Origin of the sequence: Rhodanobacter ginsengisoli, assembly GCF_042657065.1 — a bacterium.
Classification (GTDB): domain Bacteria; phylum Pseudomonadota; class Gammaproteobacteria; order Xanthomonadales; family Rhodanobacteraceae; genus Rhodanobacter; species Rhodanobacter ginsengisoli.
The window spans coordinates 896,930-920,563 of the sequence record NZ_JBHSNF010000001.1 but is presented as its reverse complement, the minus strand read 5'-3'; the positions used below and the strand labels follow the sequence as shown (position 1 = coordinate 920,563).

Annotated in this window: 24 protein-coding genes and 1 tRNA gene; all 25 read right to left on the bottom strand. The window is 62.7% G+C overall.

Annotation, left to right across the window (positions count from 1 at the left end; genetic code table 11):
* Positions 1–6: 6 nt before the first annotated feature.
* The gene (gene rpsQ / locus ACFPPA_RS04025) at positions 7–282 is read right to left on the bottom strand and encodes a 30S ribosomal protein S17 (protein WP_377317486.1); all 276 of its coding nucleotides are present in this window, start codon (positions 280–282) and stop codon (positions 7–9) included.
* 12 nt (positions 283–294) lie between these two features.
* Positions 295–480, bottom strand: coding sequence for a 50S ribosomal protein L29 (gene rpmC, locus ACFPPA_RS04020; protein ID WP_377317484.1), 186 nt, complete (start codon positions 478–480; stop codon positions 295–297).
* A complete protein-coding gene (gene rplP / locus ACFPPA_RS04015) occupies positions 480–893 on the bottom strand; it encodes a 50S ribosomal protein L16 (RefSeq protein WP_056386829.1) in 414 nt (137 codons plus the stop codon). Before rplP ends, rpmC begins: the two co-directional genes overlap by 1 nt.
* Before the next feature lie 11 nt (positions 894–904).
* The gene (rpsC, locus tag ACFPPA_RS04010; RefSeq protein ID WP_377317482.1) at positions 905–1,657 is read right to left on the bottom strand and encodes a 30S ribosomal protein S3; all 753 of its coding nucleotides are present in this window, start codon (positions 1,655–1,657) and stop codon (positions 905–907) included.
* Between the two features lie 15 nt (positions 1,658–1,672).
* Entirely contained in the window at positions 1,673–2,008 is a 336-nt protein-coding gene (gene rplV / locus ACFPPA_RS04005) for a 50S ribosomal protein L22 (protein ID WP_072757742.1), read from the bottom strand.
* On the bottom strand, positions 2,008–2,280 hold the full coding sequence (gene rpsS, locus ACFPPA_RS04000; RefSeq protein ID WP_007082178.1) for a 30S ribosomal protein S19: 273 nt from the start codon (positions 2,278–2,280) through the stop codon (positions 2,008–2,010). The genes rplV and rpsS overlap by 1 nt, the downstream gene beginning before the upstream one ends.
* A gap of 12 nt (positions 2,281–2,292) precedes the next feature.
* Entirely contained in the window at positions 2,293–3,117 is an 825-nt protein-coding gene (gene rplB, locus ACFPPA_RS03995) for a 50S ribosomal protein L2 (RefSeq protein ID WP_377317480.1), read from the bottom strand.
* A 17-nt stretch (positions 3,118–3,134) separates the two neighbouring features.
* Entirely contained in the window at positions 3,135–3,428 is a 294-nt protein-coding gene (gene rplW, locus ACFPPA_RS03990) for a 50S ribosomal protein L23 (protein ID WP_056386840.1), read from the bottom strand.
* Positions 3,425–4,027, bottom strand: coding sequence for a 50S ribosomal protein L4 (gene rplD, locus ACFPPA_RS03985; RefSeq protein WP_377317478.1), 603 nt, complete (start codon positions 4,025–4,027; stop codon positions 3,425–3,427). Before rplD ends, rplW begins: the two co-directional genes overlap by 4 nt.
* Positions 4,028–4,037: 10 nt before the next feature.
* A complete protein-coding gene (rplC, locus tag ACFPPA_RS03980) occupies positions 4,038–4,679 on the bottom strand; it encodes a 50S ribosomal protein L3 (protein ID WP_377319444.1) in 642 nt (213 codons plus the stop codon).
* 20 nt (positions 4,680–4,699) lie between these two features.
* Positions 4,700–5,011: a 30S ribosomal protein S10 gene (gene rpsJ / locus ACFPPA_RS03975; RefSeq protein WP_007082173.1), complete on the bottom strand. Its 312-nt coding sequence runs from the start codon at positions 5,009–5,011 to the stop codon at positions 4,700–4,702.
* 455 nt (positions 5,012–5,466) lie between these two features.
* Complete coding sequence (gene tuf, locus ACFPPA_RS03970) at positions 5,467–6,657, bottom strand: elongation factor Tu (protein ID WP_377317462.1); 1,191 nt, start codon at positions 6,655–6,657, stop codon at positions 5,467–5,469.
* 48 nt (positions 6,658–6,705) lie between these two features.
* The gene (gene fusA, locus ACFPPA_RS03965) at positions 6,706–8,796 is read right to left on the bottom strand and encodes an elongation factor G (RefSeq protein WP_377317476.1); all 2,091 of its coding nucleotides are present in this window, start codon (positions 8,794–8,796) and stop codon (positions 6,706–6,708) included.
* A gap of 55 nt (positions 8,797–8,851) precedes the next feature.
* Complete coding sequence (gene rpsG / locus ACFPPA_RS03960; protein ID WP_007514548.1) at positions 8,852–9,319, bottom strand: 30S ribosomal protein S7; 468 nt, start codon at positions 9,317–9,319, stop codon at positions 8,852–8,854.
* Positions 9,320–9,331: 12 nt separating this feature from the next.
* Positions 9,332–9,706 carry a 30S ribosomal protein S12 gene (gene rpsL, locus ACFPPA_RS03955; protein WP_056386848.1) on the bottom strand — a complete coding sequence of 125 codons (375 nt, stop codon included), beginning with the start codon at positions 9,704–9,706 and terminating at the stop codon, positions 9,332–9,334.
* A gap of 177 nt (positions 9,707–9,883) precedes the next feature.
* Positions 9,884–14,098 carry a DNA-directed RNA polymerase subunit beta' gene (gene rpoC / locus ACFPPA_RS03950; RefSeq protein WP_377317474.1) on the bottom strand — a complete coding sequence of 1,405 codons (4,215 nt, stop codon included), beginning with the start codon at positions 14,096–14,098 and terminating at the stop codon, positions 9,884–9,886.
* Between the two features lie 25 nt (positions 14,099–14,123).
* On the bottom strand, positions 14,124–18,287 hold the full coding sequence (gene rpoB, locus ACFPPA_RS03945) for a DNA-directed RNA polymerase subunit beta (RefSeq protein ID WP_377319443.1): 4,164 nt from the start codon (positions 18,285–18,287) through the stop codon (positions 14,124–14,126).
* A gap of 220 nt (positions 18,288–18,507) precedes the next feature.
* Positions 18,508–18,876 (bottom strand): 50S ribosomal protein L7/L12, encoded by a 369-nt coding sequence (gene rplL / locus ACFPPA_RS03940; protein ID WP_377317472.1) that lies wholly within the window; start codon positions 18,874–18,876, stop codon positions 18,508–18,510.
* A gap of 45 nt (positions 18,877–18,921) precedes the next feature.
* Positions 18,922–19,455: a 50S ribosomal protein L10 gene (gene rplJ / locus ACFPPA_RS03935; RefSeq protein WP_377317470.1), complete on the bottom strand. Its 534-nt coding sequence runs from the start codon at positions 19,453–19,455 to the stop codon at positions 18,922–18,924.
* Between the two features lie 336 nt (positions 19,456–19,791).
* Complete coding sequence (rplA, locus tag ACFPPA_RS03930; RefSeq protein WP_377317468.1) at positions 19,792–20,499, bottom strand: 50S ribosomal protein L1; 708 nt, start codon at positions 20,497–20,499, stop codon at positions 19,792–19,794.
* Between the two features lie 3 nt (positions 20,500–20,502).
* Positions 20,503–20,931: a 50S ribosomal protein L11 gene (gene rplK / locus ACFPPA_RS03925; protein WP_140656415.1), complete on the bottom strand. Its 429-nt coding sequence runs from the start codon at positions 20,929–20,931 to the stop codon at positions 20,503–20,505.
* Between the two features lie 218 nt (positions 20,932–21,149).
* Positions 21,150–21,710 (bottom strand): transcription termination/antitermination protein NusG, encoded by a 561-nt coding sequence (gene nusG, locus ACFPPA_RS03920; RefSeq protein ID WP_377317466.1) that lies wholly within the window; start codon positions 21,708–21,710, stop codon positions 21,150–21,152.
* Positions 21,711–21,720: 10 nt separating this feature from the next.
* The gene (gene secE, locus ACFPPA_RS03915; RefSeq protein ID WP_377317464.1) at positions 21,721–22,116 is read right to left on the bottom strand and encodes a preprotein translocase subunit SecE; all 396 of its coding nucleotides are present in this window, start codon (positions 22,114–22,116) and stop codon (positions 21,721–21,723) included.
* An 80-nt stretch (positions 22,117–22,196) separates the two neighbouring features.
* A tRNA-Trp gene (locus ACFPPA_RS03910) sits at positions 22,197–22,272 on the bottom strand.
* A gap of 129 nt (positions 22,273–22,401) precedes the next feature.
* On the bottom strand, positions 22,402–23,592 hold the full coding sequence (tuf, locus tag ACFPPA_RS03905) for an elongation factor Tu (RefSeq protein WP_377317462.1): 1,191 nt from the start codon (positions 23,590–23,592) through the stop codon (positions 22,402–22,404).
* Positions 23,593–23,634 lie beyond the last annotated feature (42 nt).

Here is a 23,634-nt window from a genome sequence, read left to right as displayed (position 1 = left end):
CCTCCCTTAGACTTTGGCGCGCGTGATGATTTCAACCACGCGGTGATGTTTGGTCTTGGACAACGGACGGCATTCCGCGATGCGGACGAGGTCGCCCTCACCCGCGCCGAGATCGTCCTGCGCATGCAACTTGGTCGATCGGCGGATGATCTTGCCGAGCAGCCAATGCTGGACCTGACGCTCGACCAGCACGGTCACGGTCTTGTCCATCTTGTTGCTGGTGACGCGGCCCTCGAGGGTACGCGCCTGCTTCGTTTCTGCTTGAACCTGGATGTCGCTCATGTCGGCCGTCCCTTACTTCTTGTCGCCGAGCACGAACTTCGTGCGGGCGATGTCACGCCGAACGCGGCGCAGCTGGTGCGGCTGAGTGAGCTGGCCGGAACCCTTCTGCATGCGCAGGTTGAACTGCTCCTTGCGCAGGTCCAGCAGGTGCTGCTTCAACTCTTCGGCCGACTGGTTATTGATATCTTTGGTGGCCATCACATCACCGCCCGGGTTACAAACTGGGTCTGCACCGAGAGCTTGGCTGCGGCCAGGCGGAACGCCTCGCGTGCGGTCAACTCATCGACGCCCTCGATTTCATAAAGCATGCGGCCAGGCTGGATCGGTGCGACCCAAAACTCGACGCTGCCCTTGCCCGCGCCCATGCGGACTTCGATCGGCTTCTTGGTGATCGGCTTGTCCGGAAACACGCGGATCCACAACTTGCCGCCACGCTTGACGAAGCGGGTGATGCAACGACGGGCGGCTTCGATCTGACGCGCGGTGAGCGCACCATGGGTCGTCGCCTTCAGGCCGTACTCGCCGAAGCTGACGAGGTTGGAGCACTGCGCCAGACCGTCGTTACGGCCCTTGAACTGCTTGCGGTATTTGGTTCGCTTGGGTTGCAACATGGCAACTCTCCTTACTTCGCAGACCGCTCGCGGCGGCCGTCACCGGCCTCGCGACGCGAATCATTACGACGACCTTCGCCACCTTCGCGGCGCGGCTGCGACGACTCGTCCTTCGACTCCTGGCTTGCTGCAGCCAGATCAAAGACTTCGCCCTTGTAGATCCAGACCTTGATGCCGATGATGCCGTAGGTGGTTTTCGCCTCGGCAGTCCCGTAATCGATGTCGGCGCGCAGCGTATGCAACGGCACACGACCCTCGCGGCTCCATTCGGAACGGGCAATCTCGGCACCGTTCAGACGACCGGACACGTTGATCTTGATACCCAGTGCACCCAGGCGCATCGCGTTGCCGACCGAGCGCTTCATGGCGCGGCGGAACATGATGCGGCGCTCCAGCTGCTGTGCGATCGATTCGGCAACCAGTTGTGCGTCCAGCTCGGGCTTGCGCACTTCATTGACGTTGATGTGCGTCGGAACGCCCATCATGTCGCTGACTTCCTTGCGCAGCTTCTCGATATCCTCGCCCTTCTTGCCGATCACCACGCCCGGACGGGCGGTGTGGATCGTCACGCGTGCGGTTTTCGCCGGACGCTCGATCTGGATTCGGGAGATGCCGGCAGCAGCCAGCTTCTTCTTCAGCATGTCGCGGACTTTGATATCGGCCACGAGATACGTGGCGTAATCACGCTTGTTGGCGTACCACTTCGAGTTCCAGTCCTTGGCAATGCCGAGGCGGATACCGGTGGGATGAACTTTATGACCCATCGTCTACGTCCCCAGTCAGTTGCCGACAACCACAGTGATGTGGCTGGTGCGTTTCAGGATGCGCGAACCGCGGCCTTTGGCGCGGGCGTGCATGCGCTTCATCGCCGGACCTTCGTCGACGAAAATGCTGGCCACTTTCAGCTCATCGACATCGGCGCCGAGATTGTTCTCGGCGTTGGCGACGGCCGACAGCAACACCTTGCGTACAAGGAGCGCGGCTTTCTTGTTGGTAAAGGTGAGCACGTCGCTGGCCCGGCCCACGGGAAGCCCGCGGACCAGATCAGCCACCAGGCGTGCCTTTTGCGCCGAAATGCGGGCGCCACGCAGGATCGCTTTGGCTTCAGTGCTCATCACTTGCCCTTCTTGTCGCCGACATGGCCCTTGAACGTCCGGGTCACCGCGAACTCGCCGAGCTTGTGCCCGACCATGTTCTCGTTGATCAGAACGGGCACGTGCTGACGGCCGTTATGGATGGCGATGGTCAAGCCGACCATTTCCGGCAGGATCATCGAACGACGCGACCAGGTCTTGATCGGACGCTTGTTGTTGGCGGAAACCGCAGCTTCCACCTTCTTTACGAGGTGAAGGTCGACGAACGGACCTTTCTTCAGAGAACGCGGCATGTCGGCTTCCTGTTACTTGGTACGACGACGCACGATGAACTGCTGCGTGCGCTTGTTGTTACGGGTCTTGTAGCCCTTGGCCGGCGTGCCCCAGGGGCTGACCGGATGACGACCGCCAGAAGTCTTGCCTTCACCACCGCCGTGCGGATGGTCGACCGGGTTCATCACCACACCGCGAACGGTGGGACGAATACCCAGCCAGCGCTTGGCACCGGCCTTGCCCAGCTTCTTCAGGCTGTGCTCGCCGTTGCCGACTTCGCCGATGGTGGCGCGGCAGTCGACCGAGACGCGACGCATCTCGCCGGAGCGCAGGCGCAACGTGGCGTAACCGGACTCGCGAGCCACCAGCTGCACCGAGGCACCGGCGCTGCGTGCGATCTGCGCACCCTTGCCCGGACGCAGCTCGATGCAATGCACCGTGCTGCCCATCGGGATATTGCGCAGCTGCAGGCAATTGCCGGCCTTGATCGGCGCATCACGACCGGATACCAGGCGATCGTCAACCTGCACGCCCTTCGGCGCGATGATGTAACGACGCTCGCCATCGGCGTAGCACAGCAACGCGATGTGCGCGGTGCGGTTCGGGTCATACTCGATGCGCTCGACGCGGGCAGCAATGCCCTCCTTGTCGCGCTTGAAGTCGATGATGCGGTATTGCTGCTTGTGACCGCCACCGCGATGACGCACGGTGATGCGGCCATGGTGGTTGCGACCACCCGTGCGGGACTGCGACTCAGTCAAGGGTGCGTAGGGAGCGCCCTTGTGCAGGCCTTCCGTGCGTACGCTGACTGCGTCGCGACGGCCCGGCGAGGTCGGCTTGTGGTTGATTAGTGCCATCTCACAAAACTCCTGGCTCAGGCCTTGGCGGACACGTCGATGGTCTGCCCATCGGCGAGACGCACATAGGCCTTGCGCTTGCCCTGGCGACTACCAGCGCGTTGACGGAAGGCCTTGACCTTGCCCTTGGTATTAACGAGGTTCACCTGCTCGACCTTGACGTCGAACAGCTTCTCTACGGCAGCGCGGACATCGGCCTTGGTTGCCGCAGGGGCAACCACGAATACGTACTGGTTATGCTCCGCCAGACGTGCCGATTTCTCGGAAATGTGCGGCGCGCGCAGAGTATCGAGAATGCGTTCGTTGTTCATGCCAGCCACTCCTCGACTTTCTTCACGGCATCAACCGTCATCACCACGTGGTCGGAACCGACCAGGCTGACCGGGTTCAGGCCCATCACATCCAGCACGTGGATATACGGGATGTTGCGAGCAGCCAGGAACACCGACTCGGAAGCATCCTCGGAGACCAGCAAGACGCGACCGGAAACCTGCAGCTCGGCCAGCTTGGCGACCATCGCCGAAGTCTTCGGCGTCTCGACGCCGAAACTCTCGACAACCTTCAGACGATCCTGGCGAACCAGTTCGGAGAAGATCGAACGAATCGCAACGCGATAGGCCTTGCGGTTGACTTTCTGCTCATAGCTGCGCGGCTTGGCAGCGAACGTGCGGCCACCACCGACGAAGATCGGAGCACGGTAATCACCGTGGCGGGCGCCGCCGCCCTTCTGCTTCTTGAATTTCTTGGTGGTACCGGACATCTCGCCGCGCGACAGCTGCGACTGGGTGCCGGCACGGCCGGCCGCCTGGTAGGCGACAACGACCTGATGAACCAGGGCCTTCTTGTACTCACCGCCGAACACTTCGTCCGACACGTTGAGCGACTTGGCGCCAATGACATTCAGTTCCATGGCGGTCTCCTCAACCCTTCATCGTCGGGCGGATAATGACGTCGCCACCGGTTGCACCCGGCACCGCGCCCTTCACCGCAATCAGGTGACGCTCAGCATCGACCTTGACTACTTCCAGACCCTGCTGCGTGCGATTCACCGCACCCATGTGGCCGGACATTTTCTTGCCGGGGAACACGCGACCCGGGGTCTGACGCTGACCAATGGAGCCCGGTGCGCGATGCGACAGCGAGTTACCGTGGGTGGCGTCACCCATCTTGAAGTTCCAGCGCTTGATCGTGCCCTGGAAGCCCTTGCCCTTGGACACGCCGGCGACATCGACGATCTGACCGACCGTGAACACGTCGTCAGCCTTGATCTCGGCGCCCACAGTGTACTTGCCGAGGTCGTCGGCAGACACGCGGAACTCCCACAGACCACGACCCGGCTCAACCTTGGCCTTCGCGTAGTGACCCTTCAGCGGCTGCGTCAGCAGGTTGGCGCGCTTGGTGCCCACCGAAACCTGGACGGCGCTGTAGCCATCGTTGTCGTCCGTCTTCAACTGGGTCACCCGGTTCGGCGTCGCTTCGATCAGCGTCACCGGAATCGAGTGGCCATCTTCAGTGAAGAGCCGGCTCATGCCGCATTTGCGGCCCACCAATCCGATACTCATCTTCGTATCCTGTCTGTCGCTCAACCGAGCTTGATCTGAACATCGACGCCAGCGGCGAGATCAAGCTTCATGAGCGCGTCCACGGTTTTGTCGTTCGGGTCGACGATATCGAGCACACGCTTGTGCGTACGGGTCTCGTACTGGTCGCGTGCATCCTTGTCGACGTGCGGCGACGTCAGGATGGTGTAACGCTCGATCTTGGTCGGAAGCGGAATCGGGCCGAGTACCGTGGCACCCGTGCGCTTTGCCGTCTCGACGATCTCGCTGGCCGAGCGGTCGATCAGACGATGATCGTACGCCTTCAGCCGAATCCGAATCTTCTGGTTCGCCATAACCGTGTCCTGTTGTCGAAAGAACGTAATGTGAAACGAAGCGGCTTCTCACCGCCTCGCACAACCCTTTGCCACCACATCAGTGGTCGCGAACAAAACCCGCGACCCCAACTCGAAAACGCCAAGCGAGCACAAAGAGGCTCGCCTGGACATTCATTGCCAATCGCGCAAGTCATCGTGATCGACAGGGCGGACCCTGTGACTACACCGAATTGCGAGGGCCATCCCGGCCTGCGAACTCGAAGCACGTCCTGTGCCTCATTTCGCGGTAGGTCGACCGGGATCGTGCCCCTGTCGACAAGCAAGCTGCGAAGTATACCTGCAAATATCCACTTAGTGAAGTGACCCGGGGAAATTTCCTTCCGCGGGCACCACCGCGCGGCGCGAGACAGGTTCAACGCCCGTCCGAACCCGGGTCGCCATGGTAAGCGACCCCGGTATGCGCACCAGATTTCTTACTTGATGACCTTGGCCACCACGCCGGCGCCGACGGTACGGCCGCCTTCGCGGATGGCGAAACGCAGGCCCTCGTCCATCGCGATCGGGTGGATCAGGCTCACCACCATCTTCACGTTGTCGCCAGGCATCACCATCTCCACGCCTTCCGGCAACTGGCAGGCGCCGGTCACGTCGGTCGTGCGGAAGTAGAACTGCGGGCGGTAACCCTTGAAGAACGGCGTATGACGGCCACCCTCGTCCTTCGACAGCACATACACCTCGGCCTCGAAGTCCGTATGCGGGGTGATCGTGCCCGGCTTGGCCAGCACCTGGCCACGCTCCACGTCGTCACGCTTCAGGCCGCGCAGCAGCAGACCGGCGTTGTCGCCCGCCTGACCCTGATCCAGCAGCTTGCGGAACATTTCCACGCCGGTGACCGTGGTCTTCTGCGTGTCGCGGATACCGACCACTTCGATTTCGTCGCCGACCTTGATGATGCCGCGCTCGATACGACCGGTCACCACGGTGCCGCGGCCGGAGATCGAGAACACGTCTTCCACCGGCATCAGGAACGGGCGGTCGATCACGCGCACCGGCTCCGGGATGTAGCTGTCCAGCGCGTCCACCAGCTTGATGATCGACGGCACGCCGATCTCGCTCTGGTCGCCTTCCAGTGCCAGCTTGGCCGAACCATGGATCATCGGGGTGTCGTCGCCCGGGAACTCGTACTTGCTCAGCAGCTCGCGAACTTCCATCTCCACCAGCTCGAGCAGCTCGGCGTCGTCCACCATGTCCGCCTTGTTCAGGTAGACCACGATGTACGGCACACCGACCTGACGCGACAGCAGGATGTGCTCGCGCGTCTGCGGCATCGGGCCGTCCGCGGCCGAGCACACCAGGATCGCTCCGTCCATCTGCGCCGCACCGGTGATCATGTTCTTCACATAATCCGCATGGCCCGGGCAGTCGACGTGCGCGTAATGGCGCTTCGGCGACTCGTATTCCACGTGCGCGGTCGAGATCGTGATGCCACGTGCCTTCTCTTCCGGCGCCGCATCGATCGAGCTGTAGTCCTTGAACTCGCCGCCGAAACGTTCCGCACCAACCTTCGTCAGTGCCGCCGTCAGCGTCGTCTTGCCGTGATCCACGTGACCAATCGTGCCGACGTTGACGTGCGGCTTGGTGCGTTCGAATTTACCCTTTGCCATGACTCAAACCTCAAAAGAACTGTAGTTATTCGGAAAAGATCGGCCCTATCAGGCCTTCTTCATGACCTGTTCGGCAATATTGCTCGGCGCTTCGGCGTAATGGTCGAATTCCATCGTGAAGGTGGCTCGACCCTGGCTCTGTGAACGCAGACTGGTGGCGTAACCGAACATCTCGCCCAGCGGCACCGTAGCGTCGATGACCTTGCCTGACGGCGTATCGTCGGAGCCCCGGAGCACGCCGCGACGGCGACTGAGATCGCCCATCACGTCGCCCATGTAGTCTTCGGGCGTCACGACTTCTATCTTCATGATCGGCTCGAGCAACACCGGATCGGCCTTGCGGAAACCTTCCTTGAAGGCCATCGAAGCGGCCAGCTTGAAAGCCATCTCGGACGAGTCGACATCGTGGTACGAACCGTCGACCAGGCGAACCTTGACGTCGACCACCGGATAACCGGCGAGCGGACCGCTGGTGATGGTTTCCAGGATGCCCTTGTCGACCGCTGGAATGAATTCCTTCGGAATCACACCGCCGGAAATCGCATTCTCGAACTCGTAACCCTTGCCCCGCTCCTGCGGAATCAGCTCGATCACCACGTGACCGTACTGACCCTTGCCGCCCGACTGCTTGGCGTGCTTGTAATCCTGCTTGACCGTCTTGCGGATCGTCTCGCGATACGCCACCTGCGGCTTGCCGACGTTCGCCTCGACATTGAACTCGCGGCGCATGCGGTCGACCAGGATGTCCAGGTGCAATTCACCCATGCCGGCAATGATCGTCTGACCGGATTCTTCGTCGGTGCGCACCCGGAAGGACGGATCCTCCGATGCGAGACGCCCCAGCGCGATGCCCATCTTCTCCTGGTCCGCCTTGGTCTTCGGCTCGACCGCCATGGCGATCACCGGCTCCGGGAAAACCATTCGCTCGAGCGTGATGATGTGATCCTGCGCGCACAAGGTGTCGCCGGTGGTCACGTCTTTCAGGCCAACAGCGGCGGCGATGTCGCCCGCGCAGACTTCCTTCAGTTCCTTGCGCTCGTTGGAGTGCATCTGCAACAAACGACCGATGCGCTCTTTCTTGCTCTTGATCGGGTTGTATACCGCATCGCCCGACTTCAGCGTGCCCGAATAGACCCGGAAGAAGGTCAGCGAGCCGACGAACGGGTCGGTCATGATCTTGAAGGCCAGCGCCGAGAACGGCTGGTCGTCGCCCGCAACGCGCGACGTCTCTTCCTCGTTCTCGTCCAGTCCCGGCACGGGCGGGCGGTCGGCCGGCGACGGCAGCAACTGCACCACGCCGTCCAGCATGGCCTGTACGCCCTTGTTCTTGAACGCGGTACCGCAGTAAACCGGGATCAGCTCGTTGGCCAGTGTGCCGGCGCGGATACCTGCAACGATCTCGTCCTCGGAGAGCGAACCCTCTTCGAGGTACTTGTTCATCAGCTCTTCGGATGTCTCGGCTGCCGCCTCGACCATGTAACTGCGCGCTTCGTCGACGATGTCCTTCAGGTCCTCGGGAATTTCCCGGTACTCGAACTTCATGCCCTGGGACTCCATGTCCCAGACGACCGCCTTCATCTTCAGCAGGTCGACCACACCCTCGAAACCTTCCTCGGCACCGATCGGTACCTGCATCGGCACCGCGCGCGCGCCAAGGCGCGCCTTCAGCTGACCGACGACCTTGTCGAAATTGGCCCCGGTGCGATCCATCTTGTTGACGAACGCCAGCCGCGGGACCTTGTACTTGTTGGCCTGGCGCCAGACGGTCTCGGACTGCGGCTGCACGCCACCGACCGCGCAGAGCACGAACACCGCGCCATCCAGCACGCGCAGCGAACGCTCGACCTCGATCGTGAAATCCACGTGCCCGGGCGTGTCGATGATGTTGAAGCGGTGCTGCTCCAACGTACCGTCCATACCCTTCCAGAACGCCGTCGTTGCCGCCGACGTAATGGTGATGCCACGCTCCTGCTCCTGCTCCATCCAGTCCATCGTGGCTGCACCGTCATGCACTTCGCCAATCTTGTGACTGACGCCGGTGTAGAACAGGATGCGCTCCGTGGTCGTGGTCTTCCCGGCATCGATGTGGGCCATGATGCCGAAATTGCGGTAGCGTTCGATGGGAGTGGTGCGTGCCACGGGTCTAACCTCTGATCGTGCTTGCTGAAGCGGCGCTCATCCGAGCCAGCGGCGCTTACCAGCGGTAATGCGAGAAAGCCTTGTTGGCTTCCGCCATGCGGTGCGTCTCTTCACGCTTCTTCGCCGCGCCGCCGCGGCTTTCCGAAGCCTCCAGCAGCTCCGCTGCCAGCTTGCGCGGCATCGAGGTTTCGCCGCGCTTGCGGGCGGCGTCGATGACCCAGCGCATCGCCAGCGCCATACGGCGACCCGGACGCACTTCCACCGGCACCTGGTACGTGGCGCCGCCGACCCGGCGAGACTTCACCTCGACCGCGGGAGCGATGTTGTTGAGCGCCTTCTCGACCAGAGCCACCGGCTCCGCATTTTTCTCGCCGATGTGCTGCAGCGCACCGTAAACGATGCTTTCAGCCACGGACTTCTTGCCGCTCTTCATCACCATGTTGATGAAACGGGCGATCAGCTGGCTGCCATGCTTGGGATCCGGCAGAACCAGACGGGCGGGATGTGAACCTTTACGCGACATGTTTCGAGTCCTTTACTTCTTCGGGCGCTTGGCGCCGTACTTCGAGCGCGATTGACGACGCTTGGTGACACCAGCGCAATCGAGGCTGCCGCGCACCGTGTGGTAACGCACACCGGGCAGATCCTTGACGCGACCGCCGCGGATCAGCACCACCGAGTGCTCCTGCAGATTGTGACCTTCACCGCCGATGTAGCTGATGATCTCGAAGCCGTTGGTCAGGCGTACCTTGGCAACCTTGCGCAAGGCCGAGTTCGGCTTTTTCGGGGTGGTCGTGTAAACGCGCGTGCAGACGCCACGACGCTGCGGGCTGCTCTGCAGAGCCGGCGACCCACTCTTGTAGGTCTTGGGGCTGCGGGATTTGCGCACCAATTGGTTGACTGTCGTCATGCGAAGCTGTTCCTGAAAACATAAAGGCAGCCCGATCAAGCTCGGTCTGCCAAGAAGCGGGAATTTAACATGAGCAGCTTGCCATAGGCAAGCCGGCGCTCTGCCGTCCCTGACCCGAACACGAGGTGCGTCCATGCACCTCATTTCGTATGTTAGCGAGCAGAACCCTGGACGGGCTTACTCGACACCGTTATCGCTACCGGCCGGAACCTCGGCAAACGAGGCGGTAGGCGTGGAAATGGAGAGAGTCTCCAGCTCCGTGGCGGTCAAACCACCCTGACGACGACGCGCTGCGTGGTACGCCAAGCCTGTACCTGCCGGAATAAGACGGCCGACGATAACATTTTCCTTCAAGCCGCGCAAGGTATCACGCGTGCCACGCACCGCCGCCTCGGTCAGAACCCGGGTGGTCTCCTGGAACGAAGCCGCCGAAATGAACGACTCGGTCGCCAGCGAAGCCTTGGTGATGCCCAGCAGGATCGACTGGTACTCGGCCGGACGCTCACCCTTGGCGATCGCACGGTCGTTCTCGCCATTGATGCGCACCCGCTCGATCTGCTCGCCACGCAGGTAATGGCTGTCGCCCGGCTCGACGATCTCGACCTTGCGCAGCATCTGGCGAATGATCGCCTCGATGTGCTTGTCGTTGATCTTCACGCCCTGCAGGCGGTACACGTCCTGGATCTCCTTGACCAGGTACGAGGCCAGCGGCTCCACGCCCAACAGGCGCAGGATGTCATGCGGGCTTGGCTCGCCGTCGACGACGGTTTCGCCCTTCTCCACGTGCTCGCCCTCGAACACGATGACCTGACGCCATTTCGGAATCAGCTCCTCATGCTCGTTGCCGTCGACATCCTTGATCACCAGGCGCTGCTTGCCCTTGGTGTCCTTGCCGAAGCTGATGATGCCCGAGCGCTCGGCCAGGATCGCCGGCTCCTTCGGCTTGCGTGCCTCGAACAGATCGGCCACGCGCGGCAGACCACCGGTGATGTCGCGGGTCTTCGAGCTCTCCTGCGGGATACGTGCCACCACGTCGCCCACGCCCACTTCGGCACCGTTCTGGATCGACACGATGGCACCGGCGGGCAGGAAGTACTGCGCCGCAATGTCGGTGCCCGGCAACTTGAGCTCCCGGCCCTTGGCATCTTCCAGGCGCACGATCGGACGCAGGTCCTTTGCCTGCGCGCCGCGCCGCTTCGGATCGGTGACCACGGCCGATTCCAGACCGGTCAACTCGTCGGTCTGGCTCTGCACGGTGACGCCATCGAGGAAGTCGATGAAGCGCACCACACCGGCCACCTCGGTGACGATCGGATGGGTATGCGGATCCCAGTTGGCGACGGTCTGGCCCGGCTTGACCGGAGCGCCGTCCTTGACCGCGATGATCGCGCCGTAGGGCACCTTGTAGCGCTCACGCTCGCGGCCGCTGGTGTCGATCACGCTCAGCTCGCCGGAACGCGATACCGCAACCAGGTGACCCTGCTTGTGCTGCACCGACTTGAGGTTGTTGAACTTCAGCGAACCGGTGGTCTTCACCGTCACGTTGTCCACCGCCGCCGCACGCGAAGCCGCACCACCGATGTGGAACGTACGCATGGTCAGCTGGGTACCCGGCTCACCGATCGACTGCGCGGCGACCACACCCACGGCCTCGCCCATGTTGACCAGGTGACCGCGCGCCAGATCCCGGCCGTAGCAGAGCTTGCACACGCCATGCGTGGCCTGGCAGGTGATCGGCGAACGCACCTTCAGCACCTGCACGCCGGCCTTGTCGAGTTTCTCGACCAGGGCCTCGTTGAGCAGGGTGTCGCGGGTGACGATCGGCTGATCGTCGTCGCCGGGGGCGTAGACGTCCTCGACCACCACACGACCCAGCACGCGCTCGCGCAACGGCTCGACCACGTCGCCGCCTTCCACGATCGGCTGCATGATCACACCGTTCTCGGTGCCGCAGTCGTCCATGGTGATCACCACGTCCTGCGCCACGTCGACCAGGCGGCGGGTCAGGTAACCCGAGTTCGCGGTCTTCAACGCCGTATCCGCCAGACCCTTACGGGCACCGTGGGTGGAGTTGAAGTACTGCAGCACGTTCAGGCCTTCGCGGAAGTTCGCCTTGATCGGCGTCTCGATGATCGAGCCATCCGGACGGGCCATCAGACCGCGCATGCCGGCCAGCTGACGAATCTGCGCCACCGAGCCGCGGGCGCCGGAGTCCGCCATGATGTACAGCGAGTTCATCGACTTCTGATTGACCATCTTGCCGTCGACATCCATCACCTTCTCGGTGCCGATGCCGTCGATCATCGCCTTGGCGACCAGTTCGCTGGTGCGCGACCAGATATCGACCACCTTGTTGTAGCGTTCGCCGGCGGTGACCAGGCCCGACTGGTACTGCTGCTGGATCTCGACGACTTCCTTCTCGGCCTCTTCCAGGATCGGCTTCTTCTCGGCCGGAATCAGCATGTCATCGATGCCGATCGAGATACCCGCACGCGTGGCGAAGCGATAGCCGGTGTACATCAGCTTGTCGGCGAAGACCACGGTTTCCTTCAGGCCCAGCAGGCGATAGCTGGAGTTGATCAGGCGCGAGATGTTCTTCTTGGTCAGCTCGGTGTTGGCCAGCTCGAACGGCAGGCCCTCCGGCAGGATTTCCGCCAGCAGCGCACGGCCCACGGTGGTGTCGACGATCTTGGTTTCGTGCGTGCGCGTGCCGTCCTCGGCAATGTGCACCAGCTTCAGGCGCACCTTGACCTTGGCATGCAGCTCGACGGCACGATTGTCATAGGCGCGGCGTGCCTCGCCAATGCCCGAGAACACCATGCCCGTGCCCTTGACGTTGATCAGCTCGCGGGTCATGTAATACAGACCCAGCACGACGTCCTGGGTCGGCACGATGATCGGCTCGCCGTTGGCCGGGCTGAGGATGTTGTTGGACGACATCATCAGCGTACGCGCTTCGAGCTGTGCCTCGATCGACAGCGGCACATGGACGGCCATCTGATCGCCATCGAAGTCGGCGTTGAACGCGGTACAGACCAGCGGATGCAGCTGGATCGCCTTGCCCTCGATCAGCTTCGGCTCGAACGCCTGGATGCCCAGGCGATGCAGCGTCGGCGCACGGTTCAGCAGCACCGGATGTTCGCGGATCACTTCCTCGAGGATGTCCCAGACCTGGGCCTCCTCGCGCTCGACCAGCTTCTTCGCCGCCTTGATCGTGGTGGCTTCGCCACGTGCCTGCAGCTTCGCGAAGATGAACGGCTTGAACAGCTCCAGCGCCATCTTCTTGGGCAGACCGCACTGGTGCAGGCGCAGGGTCGGACCGACCACGATCACCGAACGACCGGAGTAGTCCACGCGCTTGCCGAGCAGGTTCTGACGGAAGCGGCCCTGCTTGCCCTTGATCATGTCGGCCAGCGACTTCAGCGCGCGCTTGTTCGTGCCGGTGATGGCACGGCCGCGGCGGCCGTTGTCGAGCAGCGCATCGACCGATTCCTGCAGCATGCGCTTCTCGTTGCGCACGATGATGTCGGGCGCATTGAGCTCGAGCAGACGCTTCAGGCGGTTGTTGCGGTTGATCACGCGGCGATACAGATCGTTCAGGTCGGACGTCGCGAAACGACCACCGTCCAGCGGCACCAGCGGACGCAGGTCCGGCGGCAGCACCGGCAACACGGTCAGCACCATCCACTCCGGCTTGTTGCCGGATTCGAGGAACGCCTCGATCAGCTTCACGCGCTTGGTCAGCCGCTTCAGCTTGGTCTCGGAGTTGGTCGAGGTGATCTCTTCCTTCAGGCGGATGACTTCGCCCGGCAGGTCGAGCGACTTCAGCAAGTGGAACACCGCCTCGGCACCCATGCGCGCGTCGAACTCGTCGCCGTGCTCTTCGGTCGCTTCAAGGTACTGGTCTTCGCTGAGCAACTGGCCGCGCTCGAGCGCGGTCATGCCCGGATCGATCACCACGAAGGCTTCGAAGTACAGGATGCGCTCGATGTCGCGCAGCGTCATGTCCAGCATCAGGCCGATGCGCGAAGGCAGCGACTTGAGGAACCAGATGTGCGCGGTCGGGCTGGCCAGCTCGATGTGGCCCATGCGCTCGCGACGCACCTTGGCCAGGGTGACCTCGGTGCCGCACTTCTCGCAGACCACGCCGCGATGCTTCATGCGCTTGTACTTGCCGCACAGGCACTCGTAGTCCTTCACCGGACCGAAGATGGCGGCGCAGAACAGGCCGTCACGCTCCGGCTTGAAGGTACGGTAGTTGATGGTTTCCGGCTTCTTCACTTCGCCGTACGACCACGAACGGATCAGCTCCGGCGAGGCCAACGCGATCTTGATCGCGTCAAAATCCGGCGTCGCGCGCTGCTGGTTGAACAGATTGAGCAGGTCTTTCATTGCATGGCTCCTGTGACTGCGCGGGTCACTTGATCTCTTCCAGATCGATGTTGATGGCGAGCGAGCGGATTTCCTTCACCAGCACATTGAAGGATTCCGGCATACCAGCAGTCATCTCGTGGTTACCGTCGACAATGTTCTTGTACATCTGGTTGCGGCCCTGCACGTCATCGGACTTCACCGTCAGCATTTCCTGCAGGGTGTACGCCGCGCCGTAGGCTTCCAGCGCCCAGACCTCCATCTCGCCGAAGCGCTGGCCGCCGAACTGGGCCTTGCCGCCCAACGGCTGCTGGGTAACCAGCGAGTACGGGCCGGTGGAACGCGCATGCATCTTGTCGTCGACCAGGTGGTTGAGCTTCAGGTAGTGCATGTAGCCCACGGTGACCGGGCGATCGAATGCCTCGCCGGTACGGCCGTCGTACAGCGTGGTCTGGCCCGACTCGGGCAGATCCGCCAGCTTCAGCATCGCCTTGATCTCGGTCTCTTCCGCACCATCGAACACCGGCGTCGCCATCGGCACGCCTTCCTGCAGATTGGTGGCGAGCGTGAAGATCTCCTTGTCGGTGAGCGACTTCAGGTCGACGTACTGCACGGCACCCGCCACGTGGCTGTTGTAGATCTGGTCGAGGAACTCGCGGATCTTGGCGACCTTCTCCTGCGCCTCGAGCATCTTCTGGATCTTCTTGCCCAGGCCCTTCGCGGCCCAGCCCAGATGGACTTCCAGAATCTGCCCGATGTTCATGCGCGAGGGCACGCCCAGCGGATTCAGCACGATGTCGACCGGCACGCCGTCGGCGGAGTACGGCATGTCTTCCACCGGCACCACGTTCGAGACCACGCCCTTGTTGCCGTGGCGACCGGCCATCTTGTCACCCGGCTGGATGCGACGCTTCACGGCCAGGAACACCTTGACCATCTTCAGCACGCCCGGTGCCAGATCGTCGCCCTGGGTGATCTTGCCCTGCTTCTCCTTGAAGCGCTTGTCGAACTCTTCCTTGTGACGCTTGACCTGATCAGCCGCGCGCTCGAGGAACTCGGTGACTTCCTCGTCCTTGACGTTGATCTTGAACCAGTCGTCCTTCTTCAGGCCGTCCAGGTAGGCGTCGGTGATCTCGGTGCCGCGCTTGAGCCCGCCCGGGCCGCTCATCGCGGACTTGCCGACGAGCTGGGTACGCATGCGGCTGTAGATCGCACCTTCCAGGATGCGGAACTGGTCGTCCAGATCCTTGCGGATCCGCTTGACCTCGGTTTCCTCGATCTGCTTGGCGCGCTTGTCCTTCTCGATGCCGTCGCGGGTGAACACCTGCACGTCGATGACGGTGCCGTCCATGCCCGGCGGCACGCGCAGCGAGCTGTCCTTCACATCGGACGCCTTCTCGCCGAAGATCGCGCGCAGCAGCTTCTCTTCCGGTGTCAGCTGGCTCTCGCCCTTGGGCGTGACCTTGCCGACCATGATGTCGCCGGCCTTCACTTCCGCACCGATGTACACGATGCCGGACTCGTCCAGGCGCGCCAGCGCCTGCTCGCCCACGTTCGGGATGTCGGCGGTGATTTCCTCGGCACCCAGCTTGGTGTCACGGGCGATGCAGGACAGCTCCTCGATGTGGATCGAGGTATAGCGGTCTTCCTGCACGACGCGTTCGGACAAGAGGATGGAATCCTCGAAGTTGTAACCGTTCCACGGCATGAACGCGATCAGCATGTTCTGGCCGAGCGCGAGCTCGCCCAGGTCGGTCGACGAACCGTCGGCCAGCGTGTCGCCCTTCGCCACCACGTCACCGACGTTCACCAGCGGGCGCTGGTTGAGGTTGGTGTTCTGGTTGGAACGGGTGTACTTGGTCAGCGTGTAGATGTCGACGCCGGCGTCGTTGTCGCCGACCTCTTCCTCGTTCACACGCACCACGATACGGGCCGCGTCGACCTGGTCGATCACGCCGCCGCGCTTGGCGCTGACGATGACGCCGGAGTCGCGCGCCACGGCGCGTTCGATACCGGTACCTACCAGCGGGGTCTGCGAACGCAGGGTCGGCACGGCCTGGCGCTGCATGTTCGCACCCATCAGGGCGCGGTTCGCATCGTCGTGCTCGAGGAACGGCACCAGCGCCGCGGCGACCGACACGGTCTGCATCGGCGAGACGTCCATGTAGTCGACTTCGGCTGCCGGACGCAGCTCGGATTCGCCACGAAAACGGCAGGACACGAAGTCCTCGACGAAACCGCCGTGCTTGTCCAGCGGCGAGTTCGCCTGGGCGATCACGTGATCGCCTTCCTCGATCGCCGACAGATAGTCGACCTTGTCGGTGACCTTGCTGTTCGCCACCTTGCGGTACGGCGTCTCGAGGAAGCCGTACGAGTTGGTGCGGGCATACACGGCCAGCGAGTTGATCAGGCCGATGTTCGGGCCTTCCGGCGTTTCGATGGTGCAGACGCGGCCGTAATGAGTCGGATGCACGTCGCGCACCTCGAAGCCGGCGCGTTCGCGGGTCAGGCCGCCCGGCCCGAGCGCGGAGACACGACGCTTGTGGGTGACTTCCGACAACGGGTTGTTCTGATCCATGAACTGGGACAGCTGCGAGGAGCCGAAGAACTCCTTCACCGCCGCCGCCACCGGCTTGGCGTTGATCAGGTCCTGCGGGGTCAGGCCATCGGCCTCGGCCAGCGACAGACGCTCGCGCACCGCGCGCTCGACGCGCACCAGGCCGATGCGGAAGGTGTTCTCGGCCATTTCGCCGACCGAACGTACGCGGCGGTTGCCCAGGTGATCGATGTCATCGACGGTGCCATGACCGTTCTTGATGTCGATCAGCACCTTCAGCACGTCGAGGATGTCAGACGTCTCGCCCTGTTCCTTGACCAGGTTCTGCGAGGCCTCTTCCTTGCGCTCGCTGAAGAACTTGTGGTCGTACAGCACGCCCGGACCGAGGATTTCCTTGCGGCCCACGCGGCGGTTGAACTTCATCCGGCCCACGCCCGACAGGTCGTAGCGATCGAAGGTGAAGAACAGGTTGAAGAACAGGTTCTGCGCCGCATCCTTGGTCGGCGGCTCGCCCGGACGCATCATGCGATAGATTTCCACCAGCGCCTCGAGCGGCGTCTTGGTGTTGTCGATGCGCAGGGTGTGCGAGATGTAGGCGCCACGATCGAGGTCGTTCACGTACAGCGTCGGTATCGTCTCGATGCCGGCCTTGCGGAACGCCTCCATCTGCTCGGCCGTGATCTCGTCGTTGGCCGAAGCCAGCAACTCGCCGGTGTTGCCGTCCACGATATCGGTGGCCAGGATGCGGCCGACCGGATAGTCGTCCGGCACTTCCAGCGCGGTGATGTCCTCGGCCGCCAGCTGGCGCACGTGGCGCGCAGTGATGCGCTTGCCCGCCTCGACCAGCACCTTGCCACCGATGGCCAGATCAAAGCTCAGGGTCTCGCCGCGCAGGCGCTCGGCGACCAGCTCCAGCGTGGTGGTGCCCTTCTTGCCGAGGTGGAACACGTTGTGCTCGAAGAAGATGCCCAGCATCTCCTCGTTGTTGTAGCCGAGCGCGCGCAGCAACACCGTCACCGGCAGCTTGCGGCGACGGTCGATGCGGGTGAACAGCGCGTCCTTCGGGTCGAACTCGAAGTCCAGCCAGGAGCCGCGGTAAGGGATCACGCGAGCCGAGAACAGCAGCTTGCCCGAGCTGTGCGTCTTGCCGCGGTCGTGATCGAAGAACACGCCGGGCGAACGATGCAGCTGCGAAACGATGACCCGCTCGGTGCCGTTGATGATGAAGGTGCCGGTGTCGGTCATGAGCGGAATCTCGCCCATGTAGACCTCCTGCTCCTTGATGTACTTGACCACCTTCTTCGAGGCCGGGCTATCCTTGTCGTAGATCACCAGGCGCACGGTGGTACGCAGCGGTGCGCCGTAGGTCATGCCGCGATTGCGGCACTCGCGCTCGTCGAATGCCGGCTCGCCCAGGCGGTAGTCGACATACTCAAGCGCCGCATTGCCCGAATAGCTGGAAATCGGGAATACTGACTTCAACGCGGCATGCAGACCCTTTTCGCCGCGCTGTTTGGGCGCGACATGCTCCTGCAGAAACTCCCGGTAGGAATCGGTCTGGATGGTCAGCAGGTTCGGCACACCCAGTACGGGTGGACGCTTGCCAAAATCCTTGCGGATGCGTTTCTTCTCGGTAAACGAGTAGGCCATGATCGGTAGCGCCTCGGTTCGCAGTGACGCCGGTGGTGCACACACCGGCTGAATGAAAAATCAGATGTTCGACAAATCCGTGGATTTGGGAATCGAGAATGCGGAATCCTTACGGGATTCCCCATTCTCCATTCCCCCTTCCTGCTGAAGCAGGCAAAGCCCGGGGACTCGCGTCCCCAGGCTTGCTTGACGTCAAGTCGAAGCTACGGCGCGCAAACGCCGATTACTTCAATTCGACCGTGGCGCCGGCAGCTTCGAGATCCTTCTTGAACTTCTCGGCGTCTTCCTTCGAAACGGCTTCCTTCAGGACGCCACCGGCCTCGGTGAGGTCCTTGGCTTCCTTCAGGCCCAGGCCGGTGATCGCGCGGACGGCCTTGATCACGTCGACCTTCTTGGCGCCGGCGGTCTTCAGCACGACGTCGAACTCGGTCTGCGCTTCGGCAACCGGAGCGGCAGCAGCCGGACCGGCAGCGGCGACCGGGGCGGCGGCGGTCACGCCAAACTTCTCTTCAATGGCCTTCACCAGGTCCATCACTTCCATGAGTGACTTGGTGGCGACGGCTTCAACGATCTGTTCGTTGGTCAGGGACATTTGATTTACCTCTGGAAATGGATTCGGTTTGAATAGACGTTGAACTTAGGCGGGCTCGGCTTCGACCGGCACTTCGGCGGCAACTTCGCCACCACCCTGCTGGTCAGCCACGGCCTTGACGACACGGGCAAACATCGTGGCCGGCTCGGCCAGCACGCGGGCCAGCATGGCCAACGCCTGTTCGCGGGTCGGCAACGCGGCCAGCACATCGACGTGCTCGGCCGGCAGCAGCTTGCCTTCCATCGAGACGAGCTTCGCCTTGAGCTTGTCGTTGCCCTTGGCAAATTCCTTGATCAGACGCCCGGCAGCGCCGGGCTCTTCCGTCGAGAACGCGTACAGCAGCGGACCGACCAGGACGTCCTTGACGACCTCGAAATCGGTACCGGCCACGGCGCGCGAAGCCAGCGTGTTCTTGACAACCCTCAAGTACACACCGGATTCACGGGCCTTTTTGCGCATCGCGGTCATTTGAGCGACCGTGGTGCCCGCGTACTCGGCAGCGACCAGGGAGTGAGCCTTCGCGGCAACTTCTGCCAGTTCGGCGACTACTTCTTGCTTCTGAGACAGATTGAGAGCCATTGCACTCCTCCAAATGAACTCCGCTTACGGCTCCTGCCGCTTGCGGTCCTGGGCGACGTCCTCCTTGACGTCGGGGACCGGAGGTCCCGGGTGTTGGCCTTTCCAGATCAAGACGATTCCAGAAGGGGCAGCACCATCTGCGCAGGCCGGATTCGCGAAGAACCCGATTAAGCGATCCCGCTGGCGACGACGGCGATTCCCTGCCATTGGCGAGCTCCCTGCCCGTCGTCGTCGCGCGCTGATCGCGCCTGCGGTCTTTGACGGCGATCCCGGCCTTCGCCGGGACTGCCCTCAAAAACTGCCCGCGCCGGCCAGAGGCCGGTGCGGGACTTGTACTTACCGGGTGGCGATGGTCAACGACGAGGGATCGACGGCGACGCCGACACCCATCGTGCTGGACAAAGCCACTTTCTGCAGAAACTGACCCTTCGCGCTGGACGGCTTGGCCTTCAACAGGTCGGCGATCAGCGTGTTGAGGTTGTCCGCGAGCTGCGAGGCGTCGAAGCTGGCCTTGCCGATGGTGGCGTGGATGATGCCCGCCTTGTCGTTGCGGAACTTCACCTGGCCGGCCTTGGCATTGGTGACCGCCGTGGCGACGTCGGCGGTGACCGAGCCATCCTTCGGATTCGGCATCAGGCCGCGCGGGCCAAGCAGCTGACCGAGCTTGCCGACCACGCGCATCGCGTCCGGCGTGGCGATCACGCGACCGAAGTCGAGATCACCCGCCTGCATGCGCTCGGCCAGGTCGTCCATGCCGACGGCGTCGGCACCGGCGGCCTTGGCGGCCTCGGCCTTCTCGCCCGGCGGGCAGAACACGGCAACCTTGACGGTCTTGCCGGTGCCGTGCGGCAGCAGCGAGGAGCCGCGCACGCCCTGGTCCGACTTCTTCGCGTCGATGCCCAGACGCACGGCCACATCCACCGACTCGGCGAACTTGGCCTTGGCGTTGTCCTTGACGATCTTGAGCGCTTCTTCCAGGCCGTAGAACTTGCCCGGCTGCACCGCGGCCTGAGCCGACTTCATACGCTTAGTGAGCTTTGCCATGTCTTAACCCTCCACCACAAGGCCCATGCTGCGGGCGCTACCGGCAATGGTGCGCACCGCGGCGTCGAGATCGGCAGCCGTCAGATCCGGCTCCTTCTGCTTTGCCACGTCTTCCAGCTGCTTGCGGGTGACCTTGCCGACCTTGTCGGTATTCGGCTTGGGCGAGCCCTTGGCAACACCGGTGATCTTCTTCAGAAGAATGGTGGCGGGCGGGGTCTTGGTGATGAAGGTGAAGCTGCGATCGGAATACGCCGTGATGATCACCGGAATCGGCAGACCCGGCTCGAGCTTCTGCGTGGCGGCATTGAACGCCTTGCAGAATTCCATGATGTTCAGACCGCGCTGACCGAGGGCGGGGCCCACCGGCGGCGACGGGTTGGCCTGACCGGCCTTGACCTGCAGCTTGATGTAACCGACGACTTTCTTTGCCATTGGATTTTCCTCGCGAGTCCAGGCGCCTTGCGGCTCCTCGCTGTTCACCTTTCCATGGATGGAAGGAAGACCTGCCTCGTGCAGATCCGAAAACACGGGCACGCCGGATCGTGAGACCCAAGCGTGAACCGCGCAGTATAGAGATTTATGGGTGTGTCAGCAAGCCCCGTGCCAAGAGCCGGCAAACTGAACCGGATCGAACGACGCGAGCCGTCGGATCAGGCCTTTTCGACCTGGCCGAACTCCAGCTCAACCGGCGTCGAACGACCGAAGATCAGCACCGCGACACGCAGGCGACTCTTCTCGTAATTGACTTCCTCGACCACGCCATTGAAATCGTTGAACGGGCCCTCGGTGACCCGCACCATTTCGCCCGGCTCGAACAGCACCTTGGGCCGCGGCTTTTCGACGCCCTCACGCACACGACTGAGAATGGCCTCGGCCTCGCTGTCCTTGATCGGCAGCGGACGATCGGCAGTACCGCCAATGAACCCCATCACCTTCGGGGTTTCCTTGATCAGATGCCAGCACTCGTCATCGATACGCGGCGACTTGCCTTCGGTATTCGTCTCGATCTGCACCAGCACGTAGCCGGGGAAGAACTTGCGCTCGCTGCGGCGCTTCTGGCCACCGCGCATCTCGATCACTTCCTCGGTCGGCACCAGCACCTCGCCGAACCGCTCTTCCATCTCGGCGCGCTTGATGCGCTCCTCGAGCGACCGCTTGACCTGATTCTCGAAGCCCGAATAGGCGTGCACCACGTACCAGCGTTTGCTCATGCTCACCACCTCAGGAACCCAACTTCAACAGCCAATCGAGGATGACCGAGCTCAGGATCAGGTCGATCAGACCCAGCAGCAACGACAGCACGATCACCACCACGATGATGATGCCGGTGGTCTTGATCGTCTCGTCGCGAGTCGGCCAGACCACCTTGCGCATCTCGAACTGCGACTCGCCGAGGAAGGTCCGGACCCGCCGTCCCAGCCCCGTGAACGCAGCGATGGCCAACGAAATCACCAGCGCAGCCAGCACACCCAGCAGGCGCACCGACGAGGAAATGTTGCCGTCTCTGCCGAGCCAGGAATAGGCGACGATACCGGCAACCAGCACCAACCCTGCCAGTATCAGCTTGCCGATGTCGGCGGCGTTCGTGCCCTTGGGCTGTTCTGCCTTGGTATTCATGCACTAGTGATCGGATGTCGCAGCACGCCGTACCTTGCGGCCGACCTTGCCATCGTCACCCGTCTCGTTCCTCGGGGAAGTGGCACGCCAGGAGGGACTTGAACCCCCAACCTGCGGTTTTGGAGACCGCTGCTCTGCCAATTGAGCTACTGGCGTACATGGCTTGAACTTCAAACACGACGGCGAGCGGCTTGAATCCGCTCGCCCCGTGACGTTTTCTTCAGCCATCCTCCCTGATGGCAGAGATCATACCGGCATCCATGCCGGACTGTTCATGGGAGCAGTTTACTTGATGACCTTGGCCACCACGCCGGCGCCGACGGTACGGCCGCCTTCGCGGATGGCGAAACGCAGGCCCTCGTCCATCGCGATCGGGTGGATCAGGCTCACCACCATCTTCACGTTGTCGCCAGGCATCACCATTTCCACGCCTTCCGGCAACTGGCAGGCGCCGGTCACGTCGGTCGTGCGGAAGTAGAACTGCGGGCGGTAACCCTTGAAGAACGGCGTATGACGGCCACCCTCGTCCTTCGACAGCACATACACCTCGGCCTCGAAGTCCGTATGCGGGGTGATCGTGCCCGGCTTGGCCAGCACCTGGCCACGCTCCACGTCGTCACGCTTCAGGCCGCGCAGCAGCAGACCGGCGTTGTCGCCCGCCTGACCCTGATCCAGCAGCTTGCGGAACATTTCCACGCCGGTGACCGTGGTCTTCTGCGTGTCGCGGATACCGACCACTTCGATTTCGTCGCCGACCTTGATGATGCCGCGCTCGATACGACCGGTCACCACGGTGCCGCGGCCGGAGATCGAGAACACGTCTTCCACCGGCATCAGGAACGGGCGGTCGATCACGCGCACCGGCTCCGGGATGTAGCTGTCCAGCGCGTCCACCAGCTTGATGATCGACGGCACGCCGATCTCGCTCTGGTCGCCTTCCAGTGCCAGCTTGGCCGAACCATGGATCATCGGGGTGTCGTCGCCCGGGAACTCGTACTTGCTCAGCAGCTCGCGAACTTCCATCTCCACCAGCTCGAGCAGCTCGGCGTCGTCCACCATGTCCGCCTTGTTCAGGTAGACCACGATGTACGGCACACCGACCTGACGCGACAGCAGGATGTGCTCGCGCGTCTGCGGCATCGGGCCGTCCGCGGCCGAGCACACCAGGATCGCTCCGTCCATCTGCGCCGCACCGGTGATCATGTTCTTCACATAATCCGCATGGCCCGGGCAGTCGACGTGCGCGTAATGGCGCTTCGGCGACTCGTATTCCACGTGCGCGGTCGAGATCGTGATGCCACGCGCCTTCTCTTCCGGCGCCGCATCGATCGAGCTGTAGTCCTTGAACTCGCCGCCGAAACGTTCCGCACCAACCTTCGTCAGTGCCGCCGTCAGCGTCGTCTTGCCGTGATCCACGTGACCAATCGTGCCGACGTTGACGTGCGGCTTGGTGCGTTCGAATTTACCCTTTGCCATGCGCGCTAAACCCCGATGGAGTCAATGAATTGAAGGAAACTG